General features: G+C 59.5%; 10 protein-coding genes. 4 read left to right on the top strand and 6 right to left on the bottom strand.

Annotated elements, in window-relative coordinates; genetic code table 11:
- The first annotated feature begins 81 nt into the window (after window positions 1–81).
- Window positions 82–8,604 (top strand): retention module-containing protein, encoded by an 8,523-nt coding sequence (locus tag HBN63_RS16905; RefSeq protein ID WP_170050214.1) that lies wholly within the window; start codon window positions 82–84, stop codon window positions 8,602–8,604.
- A 236-nt stretch (window positions 8,605–8,840) separates the two neighbouring features.
- Here HBN63_RS16905 and HBN63_RS16900 read toward each other — a convergent pair whose 3' ends face one another.
- Window positions 8,841–9,725 carry a DUF6685 family protein gene (locus HBN63_RS16900; RefSeq protein ID WP_170050213.1) on the bottom strand — a complete coding sequence of 295 codons (885 nt, stop codon included), beginning with the start codon at window positions 9,723–9,725 and terminating at the stop codon, window positions 8,841–8,843.
- A 225-nt stretch (window positions 9,726–9,950) separates the two neighbouring features.
- On the opposite strand from HBN63_RS16900, the gene HBN63_RS16895 reads away from it, so the two are divergent.
- Window positions 9,951–10,172, top strand: a complete 222-nt coding sequence (locus HBN63_RS16895; protein ID WP_090255930.1) for a DUF2835 domain-containing protein — start codon at window positions 9,951–9,953, stop codon at window positions 10,170–10,172.
- Window positions 10,173–10,252: 80 nt separating this feature from the next.
- Window positions 10,253–11,281, top strand: a complete 1,029-nt coding sequence (locus HBN63_RS16890) for a quinone-dependent dihydroorotate dehydrogenase (RefSeq protein ID WP_170050212.1) — start codon at window positions 10,253–10,255, stop codon at window positions 11,279–11,281.
- A 162-nt stretch (window positions 11,282–11,443) separates the two neighbouring features.
- Here HBN63_RS16890 and rmf read toward each other — a convergent pair whose 3' ends face one another.
- Entirely contained in the window at window positions 11,444–11,659 is a 216-nt protein-coding gene (gene rmf / locus HBN63_RS16885) for a ribosome modulation factor (RefSeq protein WP_090255928.1), read from the bottom strand.
- A gap of 425 nt (window positions 11,660–12,084) precedes the next feature.
- Here rmf and rlmKL point away from each other — a divergent pair, with 425 nt between their 5' ends.
- Window positions 12,085–14,358, top strand: coding sequence for a bifunctional 23S rRNA (guanine(2069)-N(7))-methyltransferase RlmK/23S rRNA (guanine(2445)-N(2))-methyltransferase RlmL (gene rlmKL, locus HBN63_RS16880; protein ID WP_170050211.1), 2,274 nt, complete (start codon window positions 12,085–12,087; stop codon window positions 14,356–14,358).
- 33 nt (window positions 14,359–14,391) lie between these two features.
- Here rlmKL and mnmC read toward each other — a convergent pair whose 3' ends face one another.
- The 4 genes from mnmC to HBN63_RS16860 form a co-directional block, all read right to left on the bottom strand.
- Complete coding sequence (gene mnmC / locus HBN63_RS16875; protein WP_170050210.1) at window positions 14,392–16,371, bottom strand: bifunctional tRNA (5-methylaminomethyl-2-thiouridine)(34)-methyltransferase MnmD/FAD-dependent 5-carboxymethylaminomethyl-2-thiouridine(34) oxidoreductase MnmC; 1,980 nt, start codon at window positions 16,369–16,371, stop codon at window positions 14,392–14,394.
- 11 nt (window positions 16,372–16,382) lie between these two features.
- Complete coding sequence (gene greB, locus HBN63_RS16870) at window positions 16,383–16,880, bottom strand: transcription elongation factor GreB (protein ID WP_170050209.1); 498 nt, start codon at window positions 16,878–16,880, stop codon at window positions 16,383–16,385.
- A gap of 203 nt (window positions 16,881–17,083) precedes the next feature.
- Entirely contained in the window at window positions 17,084–19,582 is a 2,499-nt protein-coding gene (locus HBN63_RS16865) for an ABC transporter permease (protein ID WP_170050208.1), read from the bottom strand.
- Window positions 19,582–20,265 (bottom strand): ABC transporter ATP-binding protein, encoded by a 684-nt coding sequence (locus tag HBN63_RS16860; protein WP_160088516.1) that lies wholly within the window; start codon window positions 20,263–20,265, stop codon window positions 19,582–19,584. Before HBN63_RS16860 ends, HBN63_RS16865 begins: the two co-directional genes overlap by 1 nt.
- Window positions 20,266–20,267 lie beyond the last annotated feature (2 nt).

The raw sequence follows: 20,267 nt of genomic DNA, 5'->3' as shown, positions 1-20,267 counted from the left end.
TCGTTCTCTCCTTGAAGGGTATTTCGACCTTTTTTGGCATACGTGTCGGCGGTGGTCGGCAGTTGTAGTGAGGATGGAATCATGGCTACTTTGATTGGTGTCGTCAGCCAAGTTATCGGCGAAGTCTATGCAGTAGCTGGCGACGGAACGCGTCGGCCACTAAGTGAAGGTGATCGGGTTTTTGCGGGGGAGCAAATCGTTACTGGGGCCGCTGGATCTATTGCGGTTGCCATGACCAATGGGCAGCAACTCACTCTAGGCCGCGACAGCAGCCTTAATCTCACCGAGCAAATGCTCGCAGGCAGTTCCAATCAGCCAGCTCCAACCGCAGAAACGCCTCCGGCCGCGCCGAGTGACGGCGATCTGACCGATGTTGAGCAATTGCAGGCCGCGATTGAAGCGGGCGTCGACCCAACCTTGGAAGGTGAAGCAACCGCAGCCGGCCCTGGTGGTGGTGCCGGTGGAGCAGGCGGCGTCGGGGGCGGTCACTCCTTTGTGCTGCTTGGTGAAACCGGCGGGGCACTTGATCCGGTGATTGGTTTCCCCACCGCGGGTTTCAACACCGGGCCGGAATTTCCCAATCCTGAGCCTGAGGTTGCTGACCCTGCGGCTGATGAACCGGATGGCTCACCGATTGTTGCAGGTGCAGTGACTGCTGTGGACGAAGATGGCGATCCTGCTTTGCTTGATAGAAATCCAGGCGGGCCAGATGATGCTGACTCACCAAGCCAGACTTCAGGGTCGCTGAATTACAGCTTTGGCCCCGATGGGCCCGGTAGCTTTGTCTGGAATGTTCCCAGTTTGCTTGCGATTCAGTCTCAGGGGCATGCGCTTTCGACCGAGATCAGTGAGGATGGTCAGACATTGACTGCTTTCTACCTGCTTGAGGGGGGAGAGGGGGAGGACGTACGGGTTGATGTATTTGAAGTCGTCAACGCCGGTGGCACTTACACCTTTACCTTGTTTGAGCCGCTAGATCACTCTATTCCAGGGACCGAAGATGAGCTGCTGCTAAACATTCCCTTCACGGTGGCCGACAGCGATGGCGACACGGCGAGTGCTTTTCTGAGTGTGACAGTGGATGACGATACACCGGTGCTTACCCTCTTCCAGGGCGAGGGCGGGGACAATTACTTCCGCGGCATCACCGGATATGTGCATGAAGATGCCCTGACCCAACCATCAGGCGACGAAGCGAACGCCCTCTTCATGCTGCCGCCGTTGCCGCTGGATGCACCTTATGAAGGTAACAATGAGGACGGCGATCCTATTGGCTCGGATGAGATCACAGACCAAACGGTGACGTTCAGTAGCCACACCACTCCGGGTGTCCCATCGTTGGCTGCGCTTGTCGATTTCGGCGCAGATCACATCGGCTCTTTTGGGCTGGTGGGCACGGCAGCAGCTAACAATGTTTTGGGACAACTAGGGCTGGAATCGGGTGGAGTGCCTCTGACTTATGAAGTGACTGCCTTTGATGGCTATACCGAGTTGGTAGCACTCGCAGGGGGGGCTCCGATCTTTACCCTTCAGATAGAAGCCGACGGCAATTTTACCTTTACCCTTCAAGGTCCTATCGACCATCCAGAACCAGATGGTGCCGATAGTGAGCTGTGGGCCTACGAGGACGAAGGTGAAGAGACATTCTTTGGTATCGATTTCACCCATGTACTCACGGCCACCGATTTTGATGGTGACCCGGTCGCGGAATTCCAGAGTGAGGAGTTCAATGGTCTGTTCGTGATCAACATCGAGGACGACGTGCCGGTGTTGGCGGATCGCGGCGAGCAGTCTCGTCCGGTGGGTGGTCAAGTCAACGAAGACCCACTGAGCAGCCCGCATAACGGTAATGACGATGTCAGTCAAACGCTGGTAGTGAGTACTGCCACGGGTGCTGGCAGCTTGTCCGGTCTAGTGGCGTTTGGTGCAGACGGCCCGGGTGACTTTGGCCTGGTTAACGCAGCTGCAGCGACGACCCTGCTGAATGCACAGGGCCTGACTTCGGGCGGCGAGGAGCTGGTTTACACGGTATCTCAGGTGTTCGACCTAGATGGCAATCTGGTGAGCTCGACGCTGACGGCTGTTGCGGCTGGCAGTGTTGGTGGCTACCCGGTGTTCACTCTGGTGGTAGAAGCGGACGGTGATTTCACCTTCACGTTGAACGGTCCGATCGATCATCCGGAACCCAATGGCAACGACGGCGAGAACTGGGTTGGGCTGGGTGGCAGCGCGGGCATCGATTTCACGGCACTGCTGACGGCCACCGATGGCGACGGCGATCCGGTGTCGGGTCTGGCAGAGGCCGAAGGCTTGTTTGTGATCAACATCGAGGATGATGTGCCGGTGTTGGCGGATCGCGGCGAGCAGTCTCGTCCGGTGGGTGGTCAAGTCAACGAAGACCCACTGAGCAGCCCGCATAACGGTAATGACGATGTCAGTCAAACGCTGGTAGTGAGTACTGCCACGGGTGCTGGCAGCTTGTCCGGTCTAGTGGCGTTTGGTGCAGACGGCCCGGGTGACTTTGGCCTGGTTAACGCAGCTGCAGCGACGACCCTGCTGAATGCACAGGGCCTGACTTCGGGCGGCGAGGAGCTGGTTTACACGGTATCTCAGGTGTTCGACCTAGATGGCAATCTGGTGAGCTCGACGCTGACGGCTGTTGCGGCTGGCAGTGTTGGTGGCTACCCGGTGTTCACTCTGGTGGTAGAAGCGGACGGTGATTTCACCTTCACGTTGAACGGTCCGATCGATCATCCGGAGCCCAATGGCAACGACGGCGAGAACTGGGTTGGGCTGGGTGGCAGCGCGGGCATCGATTTCACGGCACTGCTGACGGCCACCGATGGCGACGGCGATCCGGTGTCGGGTCTGGCAGAGGCCGAAGGCTTGTTTGTGATCAACATCGAGGATGATGTGCCGGTTCAGGTACAGGGTGGCACCATCACAGGTGAGACCAGCGTCGATGAAGACAGCCTTGTGCCCCATGGCATCGACGACGGTGTTGATGGTGTGGATGCCTCGGCCAGTGGCTCCCTTAGTGGCCTGATCAGCTTCGGTGCCGATGGCCCTGGTGAGTTCAGCCTGCTAGAAGATACCAGCGGACTACCTACTCTGACCTCTAATGGTCATCCCGTTGAGTACGATGTCGACGGCGACACTTTGAGCGCCTTTGTCGACGGCGTGGATGGTTACCCGGTCTTCACCTTCACACTCGACGACTTAGGCAACTACACCTTCATCTTGAAAGGGCAGCTGGATCATCCGGACGAGGATGGCAATGATGATACCGACATCCTACCGATTGACCTCTCCAGCATTGTTCAGGTGACAGATGGTGATAATGACCCTGTCGTGATGAACAACAGCGTAATCATCAATGTCGAGGATGATGTGCCTGTGGCCCGGAACAACGAGGCCACGACTACGGAAAGCAGCCTGCCACCGTTCAACCTGACGCTGATCATCGACTCCTCTGGCAGCATGAGTTCGGAGGTAATGGCCGACCTGGATGGGGATGGCTTCGATGAAAGTACTACCCGCCTGGATGTGGCCAAGGCGGCTCTGCTCAACCTGATCGATAGCTATGTCGCGTTGAACGTGCCACTGAACTTCAAAATCATCGATTTTGATGCCAATGCGACCAAGGTCTACGAAGGGACTGATGCCAGTGATGCCAAGGATGCGATTTCTTCCCTGGTAGCAGGCGGTACTACCGAATACGACGATGCCCTTGACCTGGCGCGCGACGAGCTGGAAGACGATTTGCTCGATCCCCAACTCGCTGGCTACGTCGACCGTGTCTACTTCCTCTCCGATGGCCAGCCGAATCCGGCATCGGATGATGCCCCGCCGGGATGGAAGACCTTTGTTGATACCAACAATATCGATGTGATTGCGGTCGGTATCCAGGTGCCGCCAGTTGGCACTGCTGCGACTGAGCTGGGCGAGGTGGCCAACACAGGCGACACCGTTTTGATCGTGCAGGATCCGAACGAGTTGTCCGCGGCCCTGAGCGGAACCGTCCCCGTACCTCCGCTACAAGGTAACGTGATCAGCGATGCTGGACCTGGCGGAGTGGGCGATGTCGATCAGTCGGGTGCAGACAATCCGCCGCGGGTAACCCAGGTCAGCTTCGCCAATGGGGCCGGCGGCACCACTACTGTACTGATACCGGCCGGTGGCTCCAGCGGGCCGATTGACACGCCGGCGGGCGGTACCCTGGTCATGTCCAGTAATGGGCACTGGACCTACGTCGCGCCGAACAACGTTACGGATGACACCCAAGAGGTCTTTACCTATACCATCGTTGATGCAGACGGTGATCCGGATACGGCAACCCTGACCATCACTGTCACGGATGGTGTACCGCTGGCGGTGAATGACAGCGCCAGCATGACCGAGAATACCGACACGGTGAGCGGTAGCGTGATCACCAACGATACCGTCGGTACAGATGAACCGGGCAGTGTGAGCTTCGTCAACACCACGGGCACCTACGGCAATCTGGTCTACAACCCGAACGGCGGTTGGACATATGACCTGAATAATGCAAGCCCTGTGGTACAGGCGTTGGGCGACGGCCAGCACCTGACTGAGGTATTCAACTACACCCTCAGTGACAGTGACGGCGACACCTCGCCGGCGACCCTGACCATCACCATCAATGGTGTCGATGACCTGGTCAGCATCATCGGTCTCAACGGCAATGACGAGACGGTGGATGAGGATGATCTACCGACAGGCACCGACTCCACGAAAGATCCATTGACCCAGACCGGCACCTTCACGGTGACCGCTCCTGATGGCCTGTGGAGTCTGAGTGTGGGCAGCATCAATGTTGTCACTAACGGTGCGGCCAATGTGCCGCAGTCCATTACGACGCCGCTCGGTCATACTTTGGCGATTACCGCCTTCGACCCGGTTACTGGTGTGGTTTCGTACAGCTATACCCTCACGGGTAATGAGCCCCACCCAAATGCCGGTGGCGAGAACAGCATCACTGAGAGCTTCGCGGTCACAGCCCAGGATATTGATCTGGACTCGGGCAATGCTTCGCTGGATGTTCGAATCGTCGACGATATCCCGTCGGTGACCACGGCCAACGAGAACTTCTCGGTGGACGAGGATGATCTGCCGGCCGGTACCGATAGCAGTAAAGAGCCGTTGGTTATCAACGGTACCATTGCCGACAACGTCAACTGGGGCGCTGATGGTTTCGGTGGGGTGATGAGTGTTACGGCCGCCAGTGGCAGCCCGACTACCACTAATACGGCCACCACCATCACTCTATCGACCTCGGATTGGCAACTGGTGGTAACCAAGGCCACGGGTGCGTATGTTTTCACATTGCTGGATGAAATGGCCCATGCCAATGCCAGTGGTGAGAACAGCCTGACGCTGCCGACCTTTACCGTGAACGCGGTGGATGGCGATGGCGACCCGGCCAGTGTCACCCTCAACGCTAGCGTGGTGGACGATATCCCGTCGGTGATCACGGCCAACGAGAACTTCTCGGTGGACGAGGATGATCTGCCGGCCGGTACCGATAGCAGTAAAGAGCCGTTGGTTATCAACGGTACCATTGCCGACAACGTCAACTGGGGCGCTGATGGTTTCGGTGGGGTGATGAGTGTTACGGCCGCCAGTGGCAGCCCGACTACCACTAATACGGCCACCACCATCACTCTATCGACCTCGGATTGGCAACTGGTGGTAACCAAGGCCACGGGTGCGTATGTTTTCACATTGCTGGATGAAATGGCCCATGCCAATGCCAGTGGTGAGAACAGCCTGACGCTGCCGACCTTTACCGTGAACGCGGTGGATGGCGATGGCGACCCAGCCAGTGTCACCCTCAACGCTAGCGTGGTGGACGATATCCCGTCGGTGACCACGGCCAACGAGAACTTCTCGGTGGACGAGGATGATCTGCCGGCCGGTACCGATAGCAGTAAAGAGCCGTTGGTTATCAACGGTACCATTGCCGACAACGTCAACTGGGGCGCTGATGGTTTCGGTGGGGTGACGAGTGTTACGGCCGCCAGTGGCAGCCCGACTACCACTAATACGGCCACCACCATCACTCTATCGACCTCGGATTGGCAACTGGTGGTAACCAAGGCCACGGGTGCGTATGTTTTCACATTGCTGGATGAAATGGCCCATGCCAATGCCAGTGGTGAGAACAGCCTGACGCTGCCGACCTTTACCGTGAACGCGGTGGATGGCGATGGCGACCCGGCCAGTGTCACCCTCAACGCTAGCGTCGTGGATGATGTTCCACAGGCGTTTGCCATCAGTAAAACCGGCCAGGCTGCGGTGGGCACTAATACCAACCTACTGATTGTGCTCGATAACTCGGGCAGCATGAACGATGGATCCGGTGTCGGGGGGATGGATCGTTTGGAAGTGGCCAAAAACTCCTTGCTTGAGCTGCTAGAACAGTACGACGCTCTGGGCAATGTAAGGGTCAGCTTGGTGTCGTTCGATACCACGGCTAACACTGAGGCTATCTGGGTTAACGTTGCGGATGCCAAAGCAGCCATTCTTGCGCTGCAGCCGGAGAGTCTCACTAACTATGACGATGCCCTGATTAAAGCCATCAATGCCTACGGGCAGACTGGCTCCAATGGTGGCAAGTTGACCGGTTCGGATGTACAGAACGTTGCCTACTTCCTGTCCGATGGCTATCCGAACGAGCCCAGTGGTGATGCGGGTATCTCCAGCAGCAACGGAACCGCCACGGATTGGCCAACGGCTTACAACGACACCAGTGGCAATAACAATAATGCCTCTGAGGAGCAAACCTGGATCAACTTCCTCAATGCTAATGACATCCGGGCTTATTCTCTGGGCATGGGTACGGGGGTGGGCGCCTCTGCCCTGGATCGGATTGCCTACGATGGCGTTACCAGCACCAATACTAATGCCATTGAGGTTACCAACCTCAATGACCTGACTGCTACTTTGGTGGCCACCGCGCAAGCAACCCCGCTTCTGGGTAATCTGAAAGACAACGGAGGTAGCTATGGTGCCGATGGTGGTTTTGTTCGCTCTCTAACAGTCGGTAGCACGACCTACACCTACAGCGGTGCGGGCACCATGACCAGCTCGATTCCAGGTGCCACTTTCAATACGACTACGCATGTCCTGACCATCGTCCTGGCGGCTGGCTCGCTGGCCGTGAACATGGACAGCGGTGCCTTCACTTACACACCACCGAGCAATATCGGGGTTGGAGGGGTGAATCAGTCGGTCGGATTTGTGCTGCAGGACTTCGATGGTGACCAGGCTGGCAACACTCTGTCGATCCATATCGATCCGGCGCAGAGCGTATCTGTTGTGCGGGACGACCTGGTATTGACTAACCAGTCTTCCGTCGTGATTCCTGACTGGGCCCTGCTGAACAACGACACCGGTCCCAACAGCCTGACTCAGGCCATCACTGGCGTCACTGCGGGTATCGGCTTGGCGAGCAGCCATTCGGGTAGCAATACGAGTGTCACTGACGATGCAACCGCTGGAGGTTCATTCGTATACACCAATTCGGTTTCCGCTTCGGATACCGGAGTGGTGGAGGTGGTGCGCACAAGCGGCAGCACGATCAACGGCACCTTCCGCAACGAAATACTGGTGGGCGGTTCAGAAGGCGACACGCTCAATGGCAATGACGGCGACGATATCCTCATTGGCAAAGGAGGCAATGACAATCTCAATGGCGGCAATGGTAACGACACTTACTACTTTGGTTTGGCCGACGGTACCGACACCATCGTCGATGGAGCTGGCACCGATAGCATTGCCATCAGAGCCGATGGCGCAGCTTTGATCGGACTGAGCTTTAGGGACTCGGACACGGGTGGCGACGGTAATCTGCTGATTGGCTTCAATGGTCAGCAAGTCACTGTGGATGACCACTTCGATGACAGTCCGGTGGAAAGCCTCAGCTTCCTGGGCGGGGCAACCGTTGGGTCGTACTCACTATCCGGGCTCTACAACCTGGTCACCGATGGCAGCGGTGACCGCTCGGGAGGCTCCGGTAATGACATCCTGGCCGGCGAGAATACCGATGGAGAAACGTTGTCCGGTGGTGCAGGGAATGACCTGCTTTTTGGCAACGGCGGCAATGATTTGCTGTATGGGGGTGATGGCGATGACCTGTTGTCCGGTGGGCTTGGTAATGAATCCTTGAGCGGTGGTAGCAGCAGCAACAGCACCGGCAAGGACACCTTTATCTGGCAGTCCGGAGATGCGGGTGGTACGGATACCATCCTCAACTTCACCCCCAACTTCGCTGGCAATGCCAATGGCGATCGCCTGGATCTGTCGCAACTGTTGACGGGGGAAAATACCACGGGCGGTATCGGCAATCTGCTGAGCTTCCTCGATATCAGCACGGCCAACGTCTCTGGCGTTGCAGGGTTGCTGGATACGGTGATCAGGGTCAGTGAGACATCAACTGCTAATCCCGCCACATCAACCGAGCAGACCATTGTGCTGCAGGACGTCAATCTCTATACCAGCTACGGTATCGCAGCCGGCAATGAGAGCAGCCTGATTCTCAGCATGCTTGGCGATGGCACCCTGAAGGTCGATGCGGCGTAGCCGCTAGATCCGATGAACTGGAGCCCGCCCCTTGGGGCGGGCTTTTTATTATCTGGATTACGTCATTCCGTTTGCCCCGCCTCAATTGGCGGTCAGTTGTGGCGGATTTAACTGAATCGCCCTAGTTTCTAGGCACTTCTATGCCTCATATGGAGTAAGCCCGCTGCGTTATCAGATGGCGGGCTTTTTTATGCCTGCTTTTTGTGCCTACGGCATTGAGTAGAAGTCGAAAGGGTTTAGCGCTGTTTTTGCAATTGTTGCAGATGCCCCACCACATCCGGCGCACCCGCCAAGCGCAGGCCTTCGCCCAGTGCCATGGCTTCGCTGGAGTGTTTGGGTAGCAGGAGAAATTCCGGTGAGCCTGGCGCGCCTAGCAGGGATAGGCGTGCATAGGGCAGGCCGTTATCCAGCAGCAGCGCCATAAACGCAGGGTCGCTCCAGGCTGCATTGGGCATGCCCAGTACGTGGTAGTGCTGCTGCAGGTTGCTGAGGCCTTGCTCGCTCAAGCGGTAATGGCTGAGTTCGGCCGGCAGGTTGACCTCCAACTCACGCCTACGTGCATAAGCGATGGCGCAGGCGAAGGCTTCGCTGTGATGCTCACCAGCCCAGAACACCCGTTCTCCGCGCCAGCTGGCTTGGCGCAGGATGATGCGTTCGCCAGCGAGAAAGCGCGGTAGCGCCTGGCTGATGGCTTTGACGAAGTCTTTGTAACTGATGATGCGCACCTGACGGCAGGACTCGCTGGCGGCGAAAGCCTCGAAGCTGGCGTGGTTGGCTTGCTGAGGGTTGCAGGTCGATAGGCCATCGATCATGCGCAGGTCGAACGATGACAGCTGCTGCTCTTGCGCTTCGATCACCCGCACCAGCATGGCGTGGGCTTGCGCCTTGTCTTCCTGAACTGGGCCTGAGAGTGCGCTGCGGGGCAGGTCTATCAGGCGGTGTAGCTGAGGACCATCTTGCCAGCAGATACTGTTACGCAGTTGCGGCAGGGGGCTGAAGGGCAGGCGAAGTTGGCTGGCGCGCTCGAGTATCTGGCGTTGCCCACGGCCGATAAGGCCTAGCCGTTGCGCTAAGGCACCGAGGCGTGAGCTGAGGGTGGAAGGCTGCTCAGACAGACTCATGGCCAGGTACGAACTCCAAAATCACCATTGCCAGTTTGGCAGAGCCCATGCGGGCCTGCACAGGCTTTATCGGCCGTAGCGACAGGTTTTTTATGGCCTGCCATCCCTGGCGGCCACCCTTCGGGCCGTCGCTGCGCGACGTTAAAAATGGCTCCCAGCCATTTTTTACCGGGCATGCGCGCGGCGTATGGCAAGATTGGTGCAGTCAGTTGCAAAGGTGCCTCCATGCCCAGTCTGGTATTTGATATTGCGTTATCGGCCGAGCGCTTACGTGTGGTCTATCAAGGGCGTGCCAACCGGATATTAGTGCAAAGTCGCGATGGACGGAGTGTCAGTGTGCCGGCTCACCATTTTCGGCCATTTCTGACCCATGACGGTGTCTATGGTTCCTTCGAGCTCGAGTTCAGCGCGGCCGGTGAGTTGCTTAGCCTGCGTCGCTTGGGCTGATACCGCCGTGCGCCTCGCCTATCAGGTGCGCAGCCGGCTATAATCGCGGCCTTTGTAACTTTATCGAGCTAAGCCTGCCCATGTATACCCTGGCCCGCGAGCTGCTGTTCAAACTTTCCCCCGAAGCCTCCCATGAACTGTCCATCGACTTGATCGGTGCCGGCGGTCGTCTGGGGCTTAACGGTTTACTGACCAAGAGCCCGGCCGCGCTACCGGTCAAGGTAATGGGGCTGGAATTCCCCAACCCGGTCGGTTTGGCTGCCGGCTTGGACAAGAACGGCGACGCCATCGATGGTTTCGCTCAGCTGGGCTTCGGTTTTGTTGAGATCGGGACCGTGACGCCACGGCCGCAGCCGGGTAACCCCAAGCCACGGTTGTTCCGTCTGCCTGAGGCCGAGGCGATCATCAATCGCATGGGCTTCAACAATCACGGTGTCGATCATCTGCTGGCCCGTGTGCAGGCAGCGAAATACAAGGGCGTGCTGGGCATCAATATCGGCAAGAATTTCGATACGCCGGTCGAGAACGCCGTGGATGACTACCTGCTGTGCCTGGACAAGGTCTATCAGCACGCCAGCTACGTCACCGTTAACGTCAGTTCGCCAAACACCCCAGGCTTGCGCAGCCTGCAGTTTGGCGACTCGCTCAAGCAATTGCTCGAAGCCCTGCGTAAGCGTCAGGAAGATCTGGTTGCACAGTACGGTAAGCGTGTGCCGCTGGCGATCAAGATCGCCCCGGACATGAGTGATGAAGAAACCATCGAAGTTGCCAATGCGCTGGTTGAAGCCGGCATGGATGCGGTGATCGCCACCAACACCACGCTGGGCCGTGAAGGTGTGCACGGTCTGGAGTGTGCTGACGAGGCAGGTGGATTGTCTGGCGCGCCGGTACGTGAGAAGAGCACGCACATTGTTAAGGTGTTGGCCAGTGAGTTGAAAGGTCGTTTACCGATCATCGCCGTGGGCGGGATTACCGAAGGCAAGCATGCGGCTGAGAAGATCGCCGCCGGTGCTAGCCTGGTGCAGATTTACTCCGGCTTTATCTACAAGGGCCCAGCATTGATTCGCGAAGCGGTCGATGCGATTGCTGCGCTACCGAGCAAGTCGTAAACAATAAAAATGGCCGAGAGGCATTTTAAACGTCGCGTAGCGATGGCCAGAAGGGTTGCCGCTCATGGAGGGCAGGCAATAAAAAGGGCTCCCTAAAGGAGCCCCTGGGCTCGCGCCCGCCGCTCGGATGGAGCGCGCATGGTGAGTCGGTAGGTTCCTGAATCAGCCGACAGCGTGAAGTTCGTTGAGTCGATGGATGCCGGCGGTGCCGGTCATGCCGTCCCAATTGTCACCGCGGCCTTCGCGCCAGCCGTTTAACCAGGCTTGGCGGACAGAGGGGAGGGTGAATGGACAGAGTTCGCGGGATTTACCACTGATGCCGTATTGATAGCCGCGCAAAAAAGCTCTTTCTAACGGATCACGCTTAAGTCTTCTCATAGGGTGTAGCCCTCAATGTTGACTGTTATGTCCCTTAGACCTTGAAGCAAGGTCAGGCAGAAACGTTCTGCCTACGGAGTCCGCTGCCGGCGTCGCGAGCCTCCTTGCCAGCACCATTGCAGTGCTGGCCTGGATAGATTTCTAACCAATGCGCGGGTGCCTGTGAATGACCGTTTCGTCATAAGGCCGTAACGTTTTTGAGGGTCGTGCCATAAGGCATTGCGTTGGATGCCCTGTTTTTTCGCTGTAACGCCTATGCTGTGGGCGTATGCGTCAGGTGTGCTGGTGTTGTGCTATCGCGAATGAATTGCGATTGAGACTGTTGTTTATTCCGACGAAGGGTCGCGCTTAGACGCTTCGTCACTTATTTTGGCCGTGCCGATTTGTCGGTGCGCCGTTGATTGCCTTAGGCACTGGAAACTCCCATGTCGGATCGTTACGAACTCTTCCTCACCTGCCCCAAAGGCCTCGAAGGCTTGCTGCTTGAAGAAGCCAGCAGCCTCGGCCTTGAAGAGGCACGTGAGCACACCTCGGCCATTCGTGGCATGGCTGACATGGAAACCGCCTACCGTCTGTGCCTCTGGTCGCGTTTGGCCAACCGTGTGCTGCTGGTGCTCAAGCGCTACAGCGTGCAGGACGCCCAGAGTCTTTACGAAGGCGTGCTGGAGGTTGATTGGTTTGAGCACCTGGAATCCACCGGCAGCTTGGCTGTGGAGTTCAGCGGTAACGGCTCAGGTATCGACAACACCCATTTCGGTGCGTTGAAGGTTAAGGATGCCATCGTCGACAAGCTGCGACTGAAAGACGGTACGCGGCCTTCGGTGGACAAGATCAACCCCGACCTACGGGTGCACCTGCGTCTGGATCGCGGTGAGGCGATTCTGTCTCTCGATCTCTCTGGCCATAGCCTGCACCAGCGCGGATACCGCCTGCAGCAGGGCGCTGCACCGCTGAAGGAAAACCTCGCCGCTGCCGTATTGATCCGCGCCGGTTGGCCGCGTATCGCGGCAGAAGGCGGCGCACTGGCTGACCCGATGTGCGGTGTGGGCACCTTCTTGGTTGAGGCCGCGATGATCGCCGCCGATATCGCGCCGAATATGACCCGTGAGCAATGGGGCTTCAGCAAGTGGTTGGGCCACGTGCCAGCCTTGTGGAAGAAAGTGCATGCCGAGGCCGAAGAGCGCGCAGCAGCGGGCATGGCCAAACCACCGCTGTGGATTCGCGGTTATGAAGCCGACCCACGGCTGATTCAGCCGGCGCGCAATAACATTGAACGTGCAGGCATGAGCGATTGGATCAAGGTCTATCAGGGCGAAGTGGCGACCTTCGAGCCGCGCCCGGATCAGAGCCAGAAAGGCTTGGTTATCTGTAACCCACCCTACGGCGAGCGCCTGGGTGATGAAGCCAGCTTGCTGTATCTCTACCAGAACCTCGGCGAGCGCCTGCGTCAGGCCTGCATGGGCTGGGAAGCAGCGGTGTTTACCGGCGCGCCGGACCTGGGCAAGCGCATGGGTATTCGCAGCCACAAGCAATACGCCTTCTGGAACGGCGCGTTGCCGTGCAAATTGCTGCTGATCAAGGTGCAGCCCGAGCAGTTCGTCACCGGTGAGCGCCGTACGCCTGAGCAGCGTGAACGCGAGCGTGAACAGGCTGAGGCCGATAAGGCGCCGCTTGAACCGGTGGAGCGCCAGTACAACAAGAACGGCAACCCTATCAAACCGGCGGCTGCACCTGCTCCGGTGGTCGAACAGGCGCGCCTGAGCGAAGGCGGCCAGATGTTTGCCAACCGCCTGCAGAAGAATCTCAAGCAGCTGGGCAAATGGGCGCGTAAGGAAGGCGTTGAATGCTACCGCCTGTACGACGCCGACATGCCGGAATATTCCATGGCGGTGGATTTGTATGGTGATTGGGTGCACGTGCAGGAATATGCCGCGCCCAAGTCCATTGATCCGGAGAAAGCCAAGGCGCGTATGTTTGACGCTATTGCCGCGATTCCGCAGGCGCTGGGTGTCGACAAAAGCAAGGTGGTGATCAAGCGCCGCGAACGCCAGAGTGGCACCAAGCAATACCAGCGCCAAGCCACGCAGGGGCAGTTTCTGGAAGTCAGCGAAGGCGGCGTGAAGTTGCTGGTCAATCTGACCGATTACCTGGACACCGGCCTGTTCCTCGATCACCGCCCGTTACGTTTGCGCATTCAGAAAGAGGCCGCCGGTAAGCGCTTCCTCAACCTGTTCTGCTACACCGCCACGGCCACCGTGCATGCGGCAAAGGGCGGCGCGCGTACCACCACCAGTGTCGACCTGTCGAAAACCTATCTGGACTGGGCGCGCCGCAACCTGTCGCTCAACGGTTATTCGGACAAGAACAAGCTGGAGCAGGGCGACGTGATGGCCTGGTTGGCCGAAGACCGTGGCGAATACGAGCTGATATTTATCGACCCGCCGACCTTCTCCAACTCCAAGCGCATGGAAGGCATCTTCGACGTGCAGCGCGACCATGTGCAGATGCTCGACCTCGCCATGGCCCGCCTGACCAAAGACGGGGTGCTGTATTTCTCCAATAACTTCCGCAAGTTTGAGCTCGATGAGATCTTGGCCGCGCGGTATCAAGTGGAAGAAATCAGTGCATCGACTCTGGATCCAGATTTCGCCCGTAACCCGAAAATCCATCGCGCCTGGCGTTTCAGTCTGCGCGGTTGACCCGTGCGCGCGCCTGCTGACAGGCGCGTCGGGTTAAGCCTTGTTGCGGATCAGCGCCCGCAAGGCGAAGCGGTTGGGGTGGCAGGCCTGTGCCACATCGGCAGGCACGGGCAGCGGCTCGTTATTCAGCCAGGCGGCGATCATCTCACCGGACAGCGGTGCGGTAATCAGGCCGCGTGAGCCGTGCCCGCTGTTGATATACAGGCCTTCGAGCCAGGGGCAGGGCGTATCCGGTACCTGGCGGGCATCCTTGCTCAGCACCGCATAGGCCTCGGCAAAGGCGGTGGTATCGGCCAAAGGGCCGACAATTGGCAGGTAATCCGGGCTGGTGCAGCGAAAGGCGGCGCGGCCTTGCAGGTGTTCGGGATCGAGTGCCGCAGCATTTAGTGCGCCGCAAAGCTCGGGCGATATCTCGTCCAATAACTGCAGGTTGCTTGCGTGATCGGCGCTGTTCAGCGTCAGATCATCACTATTGAAATCAAAGCTCGCCCCCAGGGTGTGTTCATCCTGGCGTGCCGGCGCTACGTAGCCCTCGGCGCATACTACGGTGTTCAGTGCGCGACTGGCTGCAGTGGCAGGCAAGCGAGTGATCTGCCCGCGAATGCGTTTAAGCGGCAAGTCTGCGCTTTGGGTAAACCCTTTGATCTCGGCGGCACTGGCCAACACCACCACGCTGGCGCTGGCCAGCAGCTGCTTGTCATTCCAGGCTTGCCAGCTATCACCGTCACGGCGCAGCTCCAGCGCCTCCTGATGCAGTCGCAGTTGGATGTTCGGCTGCTGGCTCAGCAGTGCGCACAGCGCCGGTGGATGCACCCAGCCCGCCTCGGGGTAGATAAGGCCACCAGCGGGCAGGGTTATGCCGGCTTTGGCTTCGGCGGTGCTTCTGTCCAGGTTTGTCAGTAGGTCGGCGGGGAAGGCAGCAGCAAGCTGCGTCTGGCGTTGTGCTTCCTTGGCATCGAAGGCCAGTTGCAGCACGCCGCAGTTGTCCCAGTCCTGACCTTTATGTAGGCGCTCCAGTAGCCGGCGGGTATGGCCGTAGCCGCTGACGATCAGGCGTGACAGTGTGGTGTGATGGGCTGATAGCTTGAGGTAGAGCACGCCCTGCGGGTTGCCCGAGGCTTCCTGGGCGATAGCTGCGTGCCGCTCCAATAGGGTGACCTGCCAGCCGCGCTGGGCCAGGCTGGCGGCTGTGGCGCAGCCGGCAAGGCCTGCGCCGATCACCAGTGCGCTGCGCTCGCCAACCGGCTGCTGTGGGCGGGCAAACCAGGGCTTTTCGGCTGTTTCAGCTGTACCGATAAAGCCGCCTTTAAGCACTTCCCATTTTTTTCCCAGCCCCGATACGCGCTTCATCTTGAAGCCAGCCTCGTTCAGGCGGCGGCGTACATAACCGGTACTGGTAAAGGTGCCGAGGGTGGTGCTGGCATGGGACAGCCGGGCCAGTTCGGCGAACAACTCCGGCGTCCACATATCCGGGTTTTTCGCCGGCGCAAAGCCGTCGAGAAACCAGGCGTCGACCTGAGCATCCAGTTGCCCGAACAGCTCACGTGCATCGCCAATCAGCAAGGTCAGAACAATGCGCCCGCCGGCAAATACCAGACGCTGAAAACCTGGGTGCAGCGCCACGTACTGCGCCAGCAGCTGTTCGGCATAAGGCGCCAGTTCTGGCCACAGCGCCAGTGCGCGCTGGATGTCAGCACAGTTCAGCGGGTACTTTTCCACGCTGACAAAATGCAGGCGCGCAGTTGCCGTGGCGTGCTGCTCGAACAGCTGCCAGGCACAAAGGAAGTTCAATCCGGTGCCGAAGCCGGTTTCGCCAATGACCAACTGCTGATTGGCCGTCAGCGCGGCGAAGCGTTCCGGCAGCTGGTTGTTGGCGAGAAACACGTAGCGGGTTTCGGCCAGCGCGTTCTCGTTGGAGAAGTACACGTCGGCGAATTGGCTGGACAGCGGCTGGCCCTGCTCATCCCACTCAAGGTGGGCTTGCTGGGATGAGGTCTCTGGGGCGGAGGGCATGCTTGGCTTGGTCACAGGTAGTCGATCGCGACGATGTACCAGGTTTTCTCGCCAGTTGGCGTCTGTACCCGCACTTCGGCGTCCAGGCTTTTGCCGATCAGGGCGCGTGCCAGGGGCGAGTCGATGCTGATCAGGTTGTTTTTCAGGTCCAACTCATCCGGGCCGATGATGCGGTAGCGCGATTCGCTGCCGTCCTCATCTTCCAAGGTGACCCAGGCGCCGAAGTAGACCTTATCCGGGTCACTGGGGCGGGCGCTGACCACCTTGAGGTTTTCCAGGCGCTTGGTCAGAAAACGTACGCGGCTGTCTATTTCGCGCAGCATCTTCTTGCCGTAGGTGTATTCGGCATTCTCCGAACGGTCGCCCTGGGCCGCAGCCTCACTGACCGACTGGGTAACCTGGGGACGGCGCACATGCCAAAGCTCATGTAACTCGGCGCGCATGCGAGCCTCGCCCTCGGGGGTGATCAGGGCAGTGCCGGCGGAACGGGGTGGACGGTAGCGACTCATAAGAACCTATTTAACGTCTGCTGCGCGTCGGCCCTGCTGCGTTAAAAACAGGCCGGGACGCGGCGTCTCGGAATGCTCATGTACAAAAGTACACTCCGCTTCCTTGCCGCTTTGACCAGCCTGAGGCTGTTACTAACGTAGCGCCTTGCAGGACTCTAGCTCGCAGTCTCTCGGACGGCTGAGAAAGGTGGTGCGCGAGTCTATCAGCCCTCGCGCAGCACCGTCAGCGGGCTGATATTCAAGGCGCGGCGCGTGCCGAGAACGCCTGCCGTACCGACCAGCAGCGCGCCAATCAACGGCAGCAAGAGCAACCAGGGGTGCGGTTGCCAGGTGAGGTCGAAGGTAAATCGATAGAGCAGGAAGCTGATTAGCTCACAACCAAAGGCCGCCAGCAGGCCGCTGGATGCGCCAAGCAGGCCGAACTCGGCACGGCGCGCCTTGATCAACAGTTTGCGTTCGGCGCCCAGGGCGCGTAGTAGAGCGCCCTGCCGAATGCGTTCATCCAGGGTGGCTTGCAGCCCGGCGAACAGCACTGCAAGGCCGGCCGCCAGCACGAACAACAGGACGAACTCGATGGCCAGGGTGACCTGGGCGAGGATGCTGCGCAGTTGTTCCAGCAGCGCCTCGACCTGCAGCAAGGTCACGGCCGGGAAGGCACGCGACAGCTCAACCAGCTGCTTTTCGTACTGAGGCGGCAGGTAGAAACTGGTCAAGTAGGTGACCGGTAGATCCTGCAGGGTGTCGGGCTGGAAGATCATGTAGAAGTTGGGCTGGAAGTTATTCCAGTCCACTTCACGCAGGCTGCTGACCACCGCATCTCGGTTAAGGCCGCCGACGCTGAAGCTCAAGCGGTCGCCGAGTTTCAGTTGCAGGCTTTCGGCCAGCTCGGACTCCACCGATACGCCCGGCAATTCGCTGGTATTGGCATCCGTCCACCAGTTACCGGCGATCAAGTTGTTATCCGCTGGCAAATCCTCGGCCCATGTCAGGCTTAGGTCGCGGCGAATCGCGCGCTCGCCCTGGGATTCCTTGCTGACGATCTGCCGTACCGGCTCGCCATTGATCATCACCAGTCGGCCGGGCACCACGGGGAACAATGGTGCGGGGTGCGGTGATAGTTCATTAAGGCGAGCGGCGAAGGCGTCCTTGTCTGCCGGCAGGATATTCAGGGCGAAGTGGTTAGGCGCATTTTCAGGCAGCTGATCCTGCCAGGTGTCGAGCAGCTCGCCACGCAGCAAGGCAATCAGCGCCATGGCCAGAATGATCAGGCCGAAAGCCAGCGACTGTCCGGCTGCAGCCAGTGGGTGACGCAGCAATTGGCCCAGGCCCAGCCGCCAGGGCAGTGAAGCGCCGGCCAGCATGCGGCGCAGGCTCTGCAGGCCGAGCAGCAGCAATCCGCCCAGCAGCAATGCGGTTACCAGGCCTCCACCGAGCAGGGCTAAAGTCAGCTGCAGGTCGAGGCTCAAGCGCCACATGATCAGGCCCAGAGCCAGCAAGGCGGCGCCATATACCAGCCAGGAGCTGGCCGGCACCGGCAGCAGATCGCGGCGCAAAACGCGCAATGGCGGCACACGGCCGAGTGCCGCCAGCGGCGGCAAGGCGAAGCCTGCGAGGGCGACCAGTCCGGTGGCCATACCAGCTAGCGCCGGCCACAGGCCGCCAGGTGGAATCTGCGCTGGGAGTAGGTCCTGCAGCAGGTTGAACAGAGCCAGCTGAGCCAGCCAGCCCAGCAATGCGCCGATCAGGCTGGCGGTAATACCCAGCAGCGCCAGCTGCAGGCTAAACAGGCCGAGCGCCTGGTTGCGTGAGAGGCCCAGACAGCGCAGCAGTGCGCTGGCATCGAAACGCCTGGCGGCAAAGCGTGCCGCCGACAAGGCCACTGCAACCCCGGCCAGTAGCACGGCGGCCAGGCTGGCAAGGTTCAGATAGCGCTCGGCGCGGCCCAGGGCGCTGCCGACCTGGCGATTGCCATCTTTGGCATCTTCCAGGCGCTGGTTGGGGGCGAGGGTGATGCCCTGACGATACTGCGCCAATGCATCAGCCTCGCCGCGCCACAGTTCCTGATAGCGCACGCGGCTGCCCGGTTGCACCACGCTGGTGGCGGCGAGGTCGTCCAGGTGCATCAGCAGATGCGGCGTCAGGCTGTAAAAGTCACCGGCTTCATCCGGGAGAAAGGTTAGTACGCGGGTCAGGCGCAGGGTTTTGGCGCCGACTTCAACGCTGTCGCCAGGTTTGAGATTGAGGGCAACAAACAGGCGGGCCTCGGCCCAGGCTTCACCGGGCTGCGGGCCGGTGCCGATTTGTTCAGCGTCATACAGCGCGGCGGCACTCTTGAGGTCGCCCCGCAGTGGGTAAGCGCTGTCCGTTGCTTTGATGCTGGCCAGCTGAATACCCGCATCGCTGGCCACCACGCTGGAGAATTCCACCAGCTGGGCATGCTCCAGCCCCAATTGTTTACCCGTGCTGATTTGCTCGGGTGTGCTGGGCGAGCTGCCCGTCAGGCGCAGGTCGGCGGCGAGAAATTCAGTCGCGCGCAGCAGCATGCCGTCGTTCAGGCGTGCGCTGAAATAACCGATGGCCGTGCTGGCGGCGACGGCGATCAGCAAGGCGAAAAACAACACACGCAGCTCGCCTGCGCGGGCATCGCGCAGCAACTGACGGCTAGCGAGAGAAAGCAGGCGGGTAAATGGCAGCTGTTTCATCAAGGTTCCACGTGGTCGACCAGGTGACCGCCTTCTAGGCGGATCAGGCGTTGGCAGCGGTGCGCCAGGCGTTCGTCATGGGTGACCAGTACCAGGGTCGCACCGCGCTCCTGGTTCAGTTCGAACAGCAGGTCGCTGATGCGCTCGCCGGTGTGGCTGTCGAGGTTACCGGTGGGCTCGTCGGCAAACAGTACCGCGGGCTCGGCGGCAAAGGCGCGGGCGATGGCTACACGTTGCTGCTCACCGCCGGAGAGCTGACGTGGGTAGTGCGTGAGGCGTTGGCCCAGGCCGACACGGTCCAGCAGGGTGCGGGCGCGCTGGCGGGCATCGGCATGGCCCTCAAGCTCCAGCGGTAGCATGACGTTTTCCAGGGCATTCAAGCTGTCGAGCAACTGGAAGGACTGGAAGACGAAACCGACGTGCTCAGCGCGAACGCGCGCACGCTGATCTTCATCGAGGCTGGCCAGGTCGTTACCGGCCAGCACCACGCTGCCACTACTGGGTAGATCGAGACCGGCGAGCAGGCCGAGCAGGGTGGATTTACCCGAACCGGAGCTGCCGACAATCGCCAGGCTGCCACCGGAAACCAGCTCCAGCGACAGATCATGGAGTATGGTTAGCTCGCCTTCCGTGCTGGGGACCACTTTGCTAAGGTTTCGCGCGGTGAGAATACTTGAGCTCATGG

The sequence above is a fragment of the Pseudomonas sp. WS 5011 genome, from assembly GCF_012985775.1.
GTDB classification, from domain to species: Bacteria; Pseudomonadota; Gammaproteobacteria; order Pseudomonadales; family Pseudomonadaceae; genus Aquipseudomonas; species Aquipseudomonas peli.
Note: the sequence above shows the minus strand (reverse complement) of the source record. Positions and strands in the feature narration are given on the sequence as shown.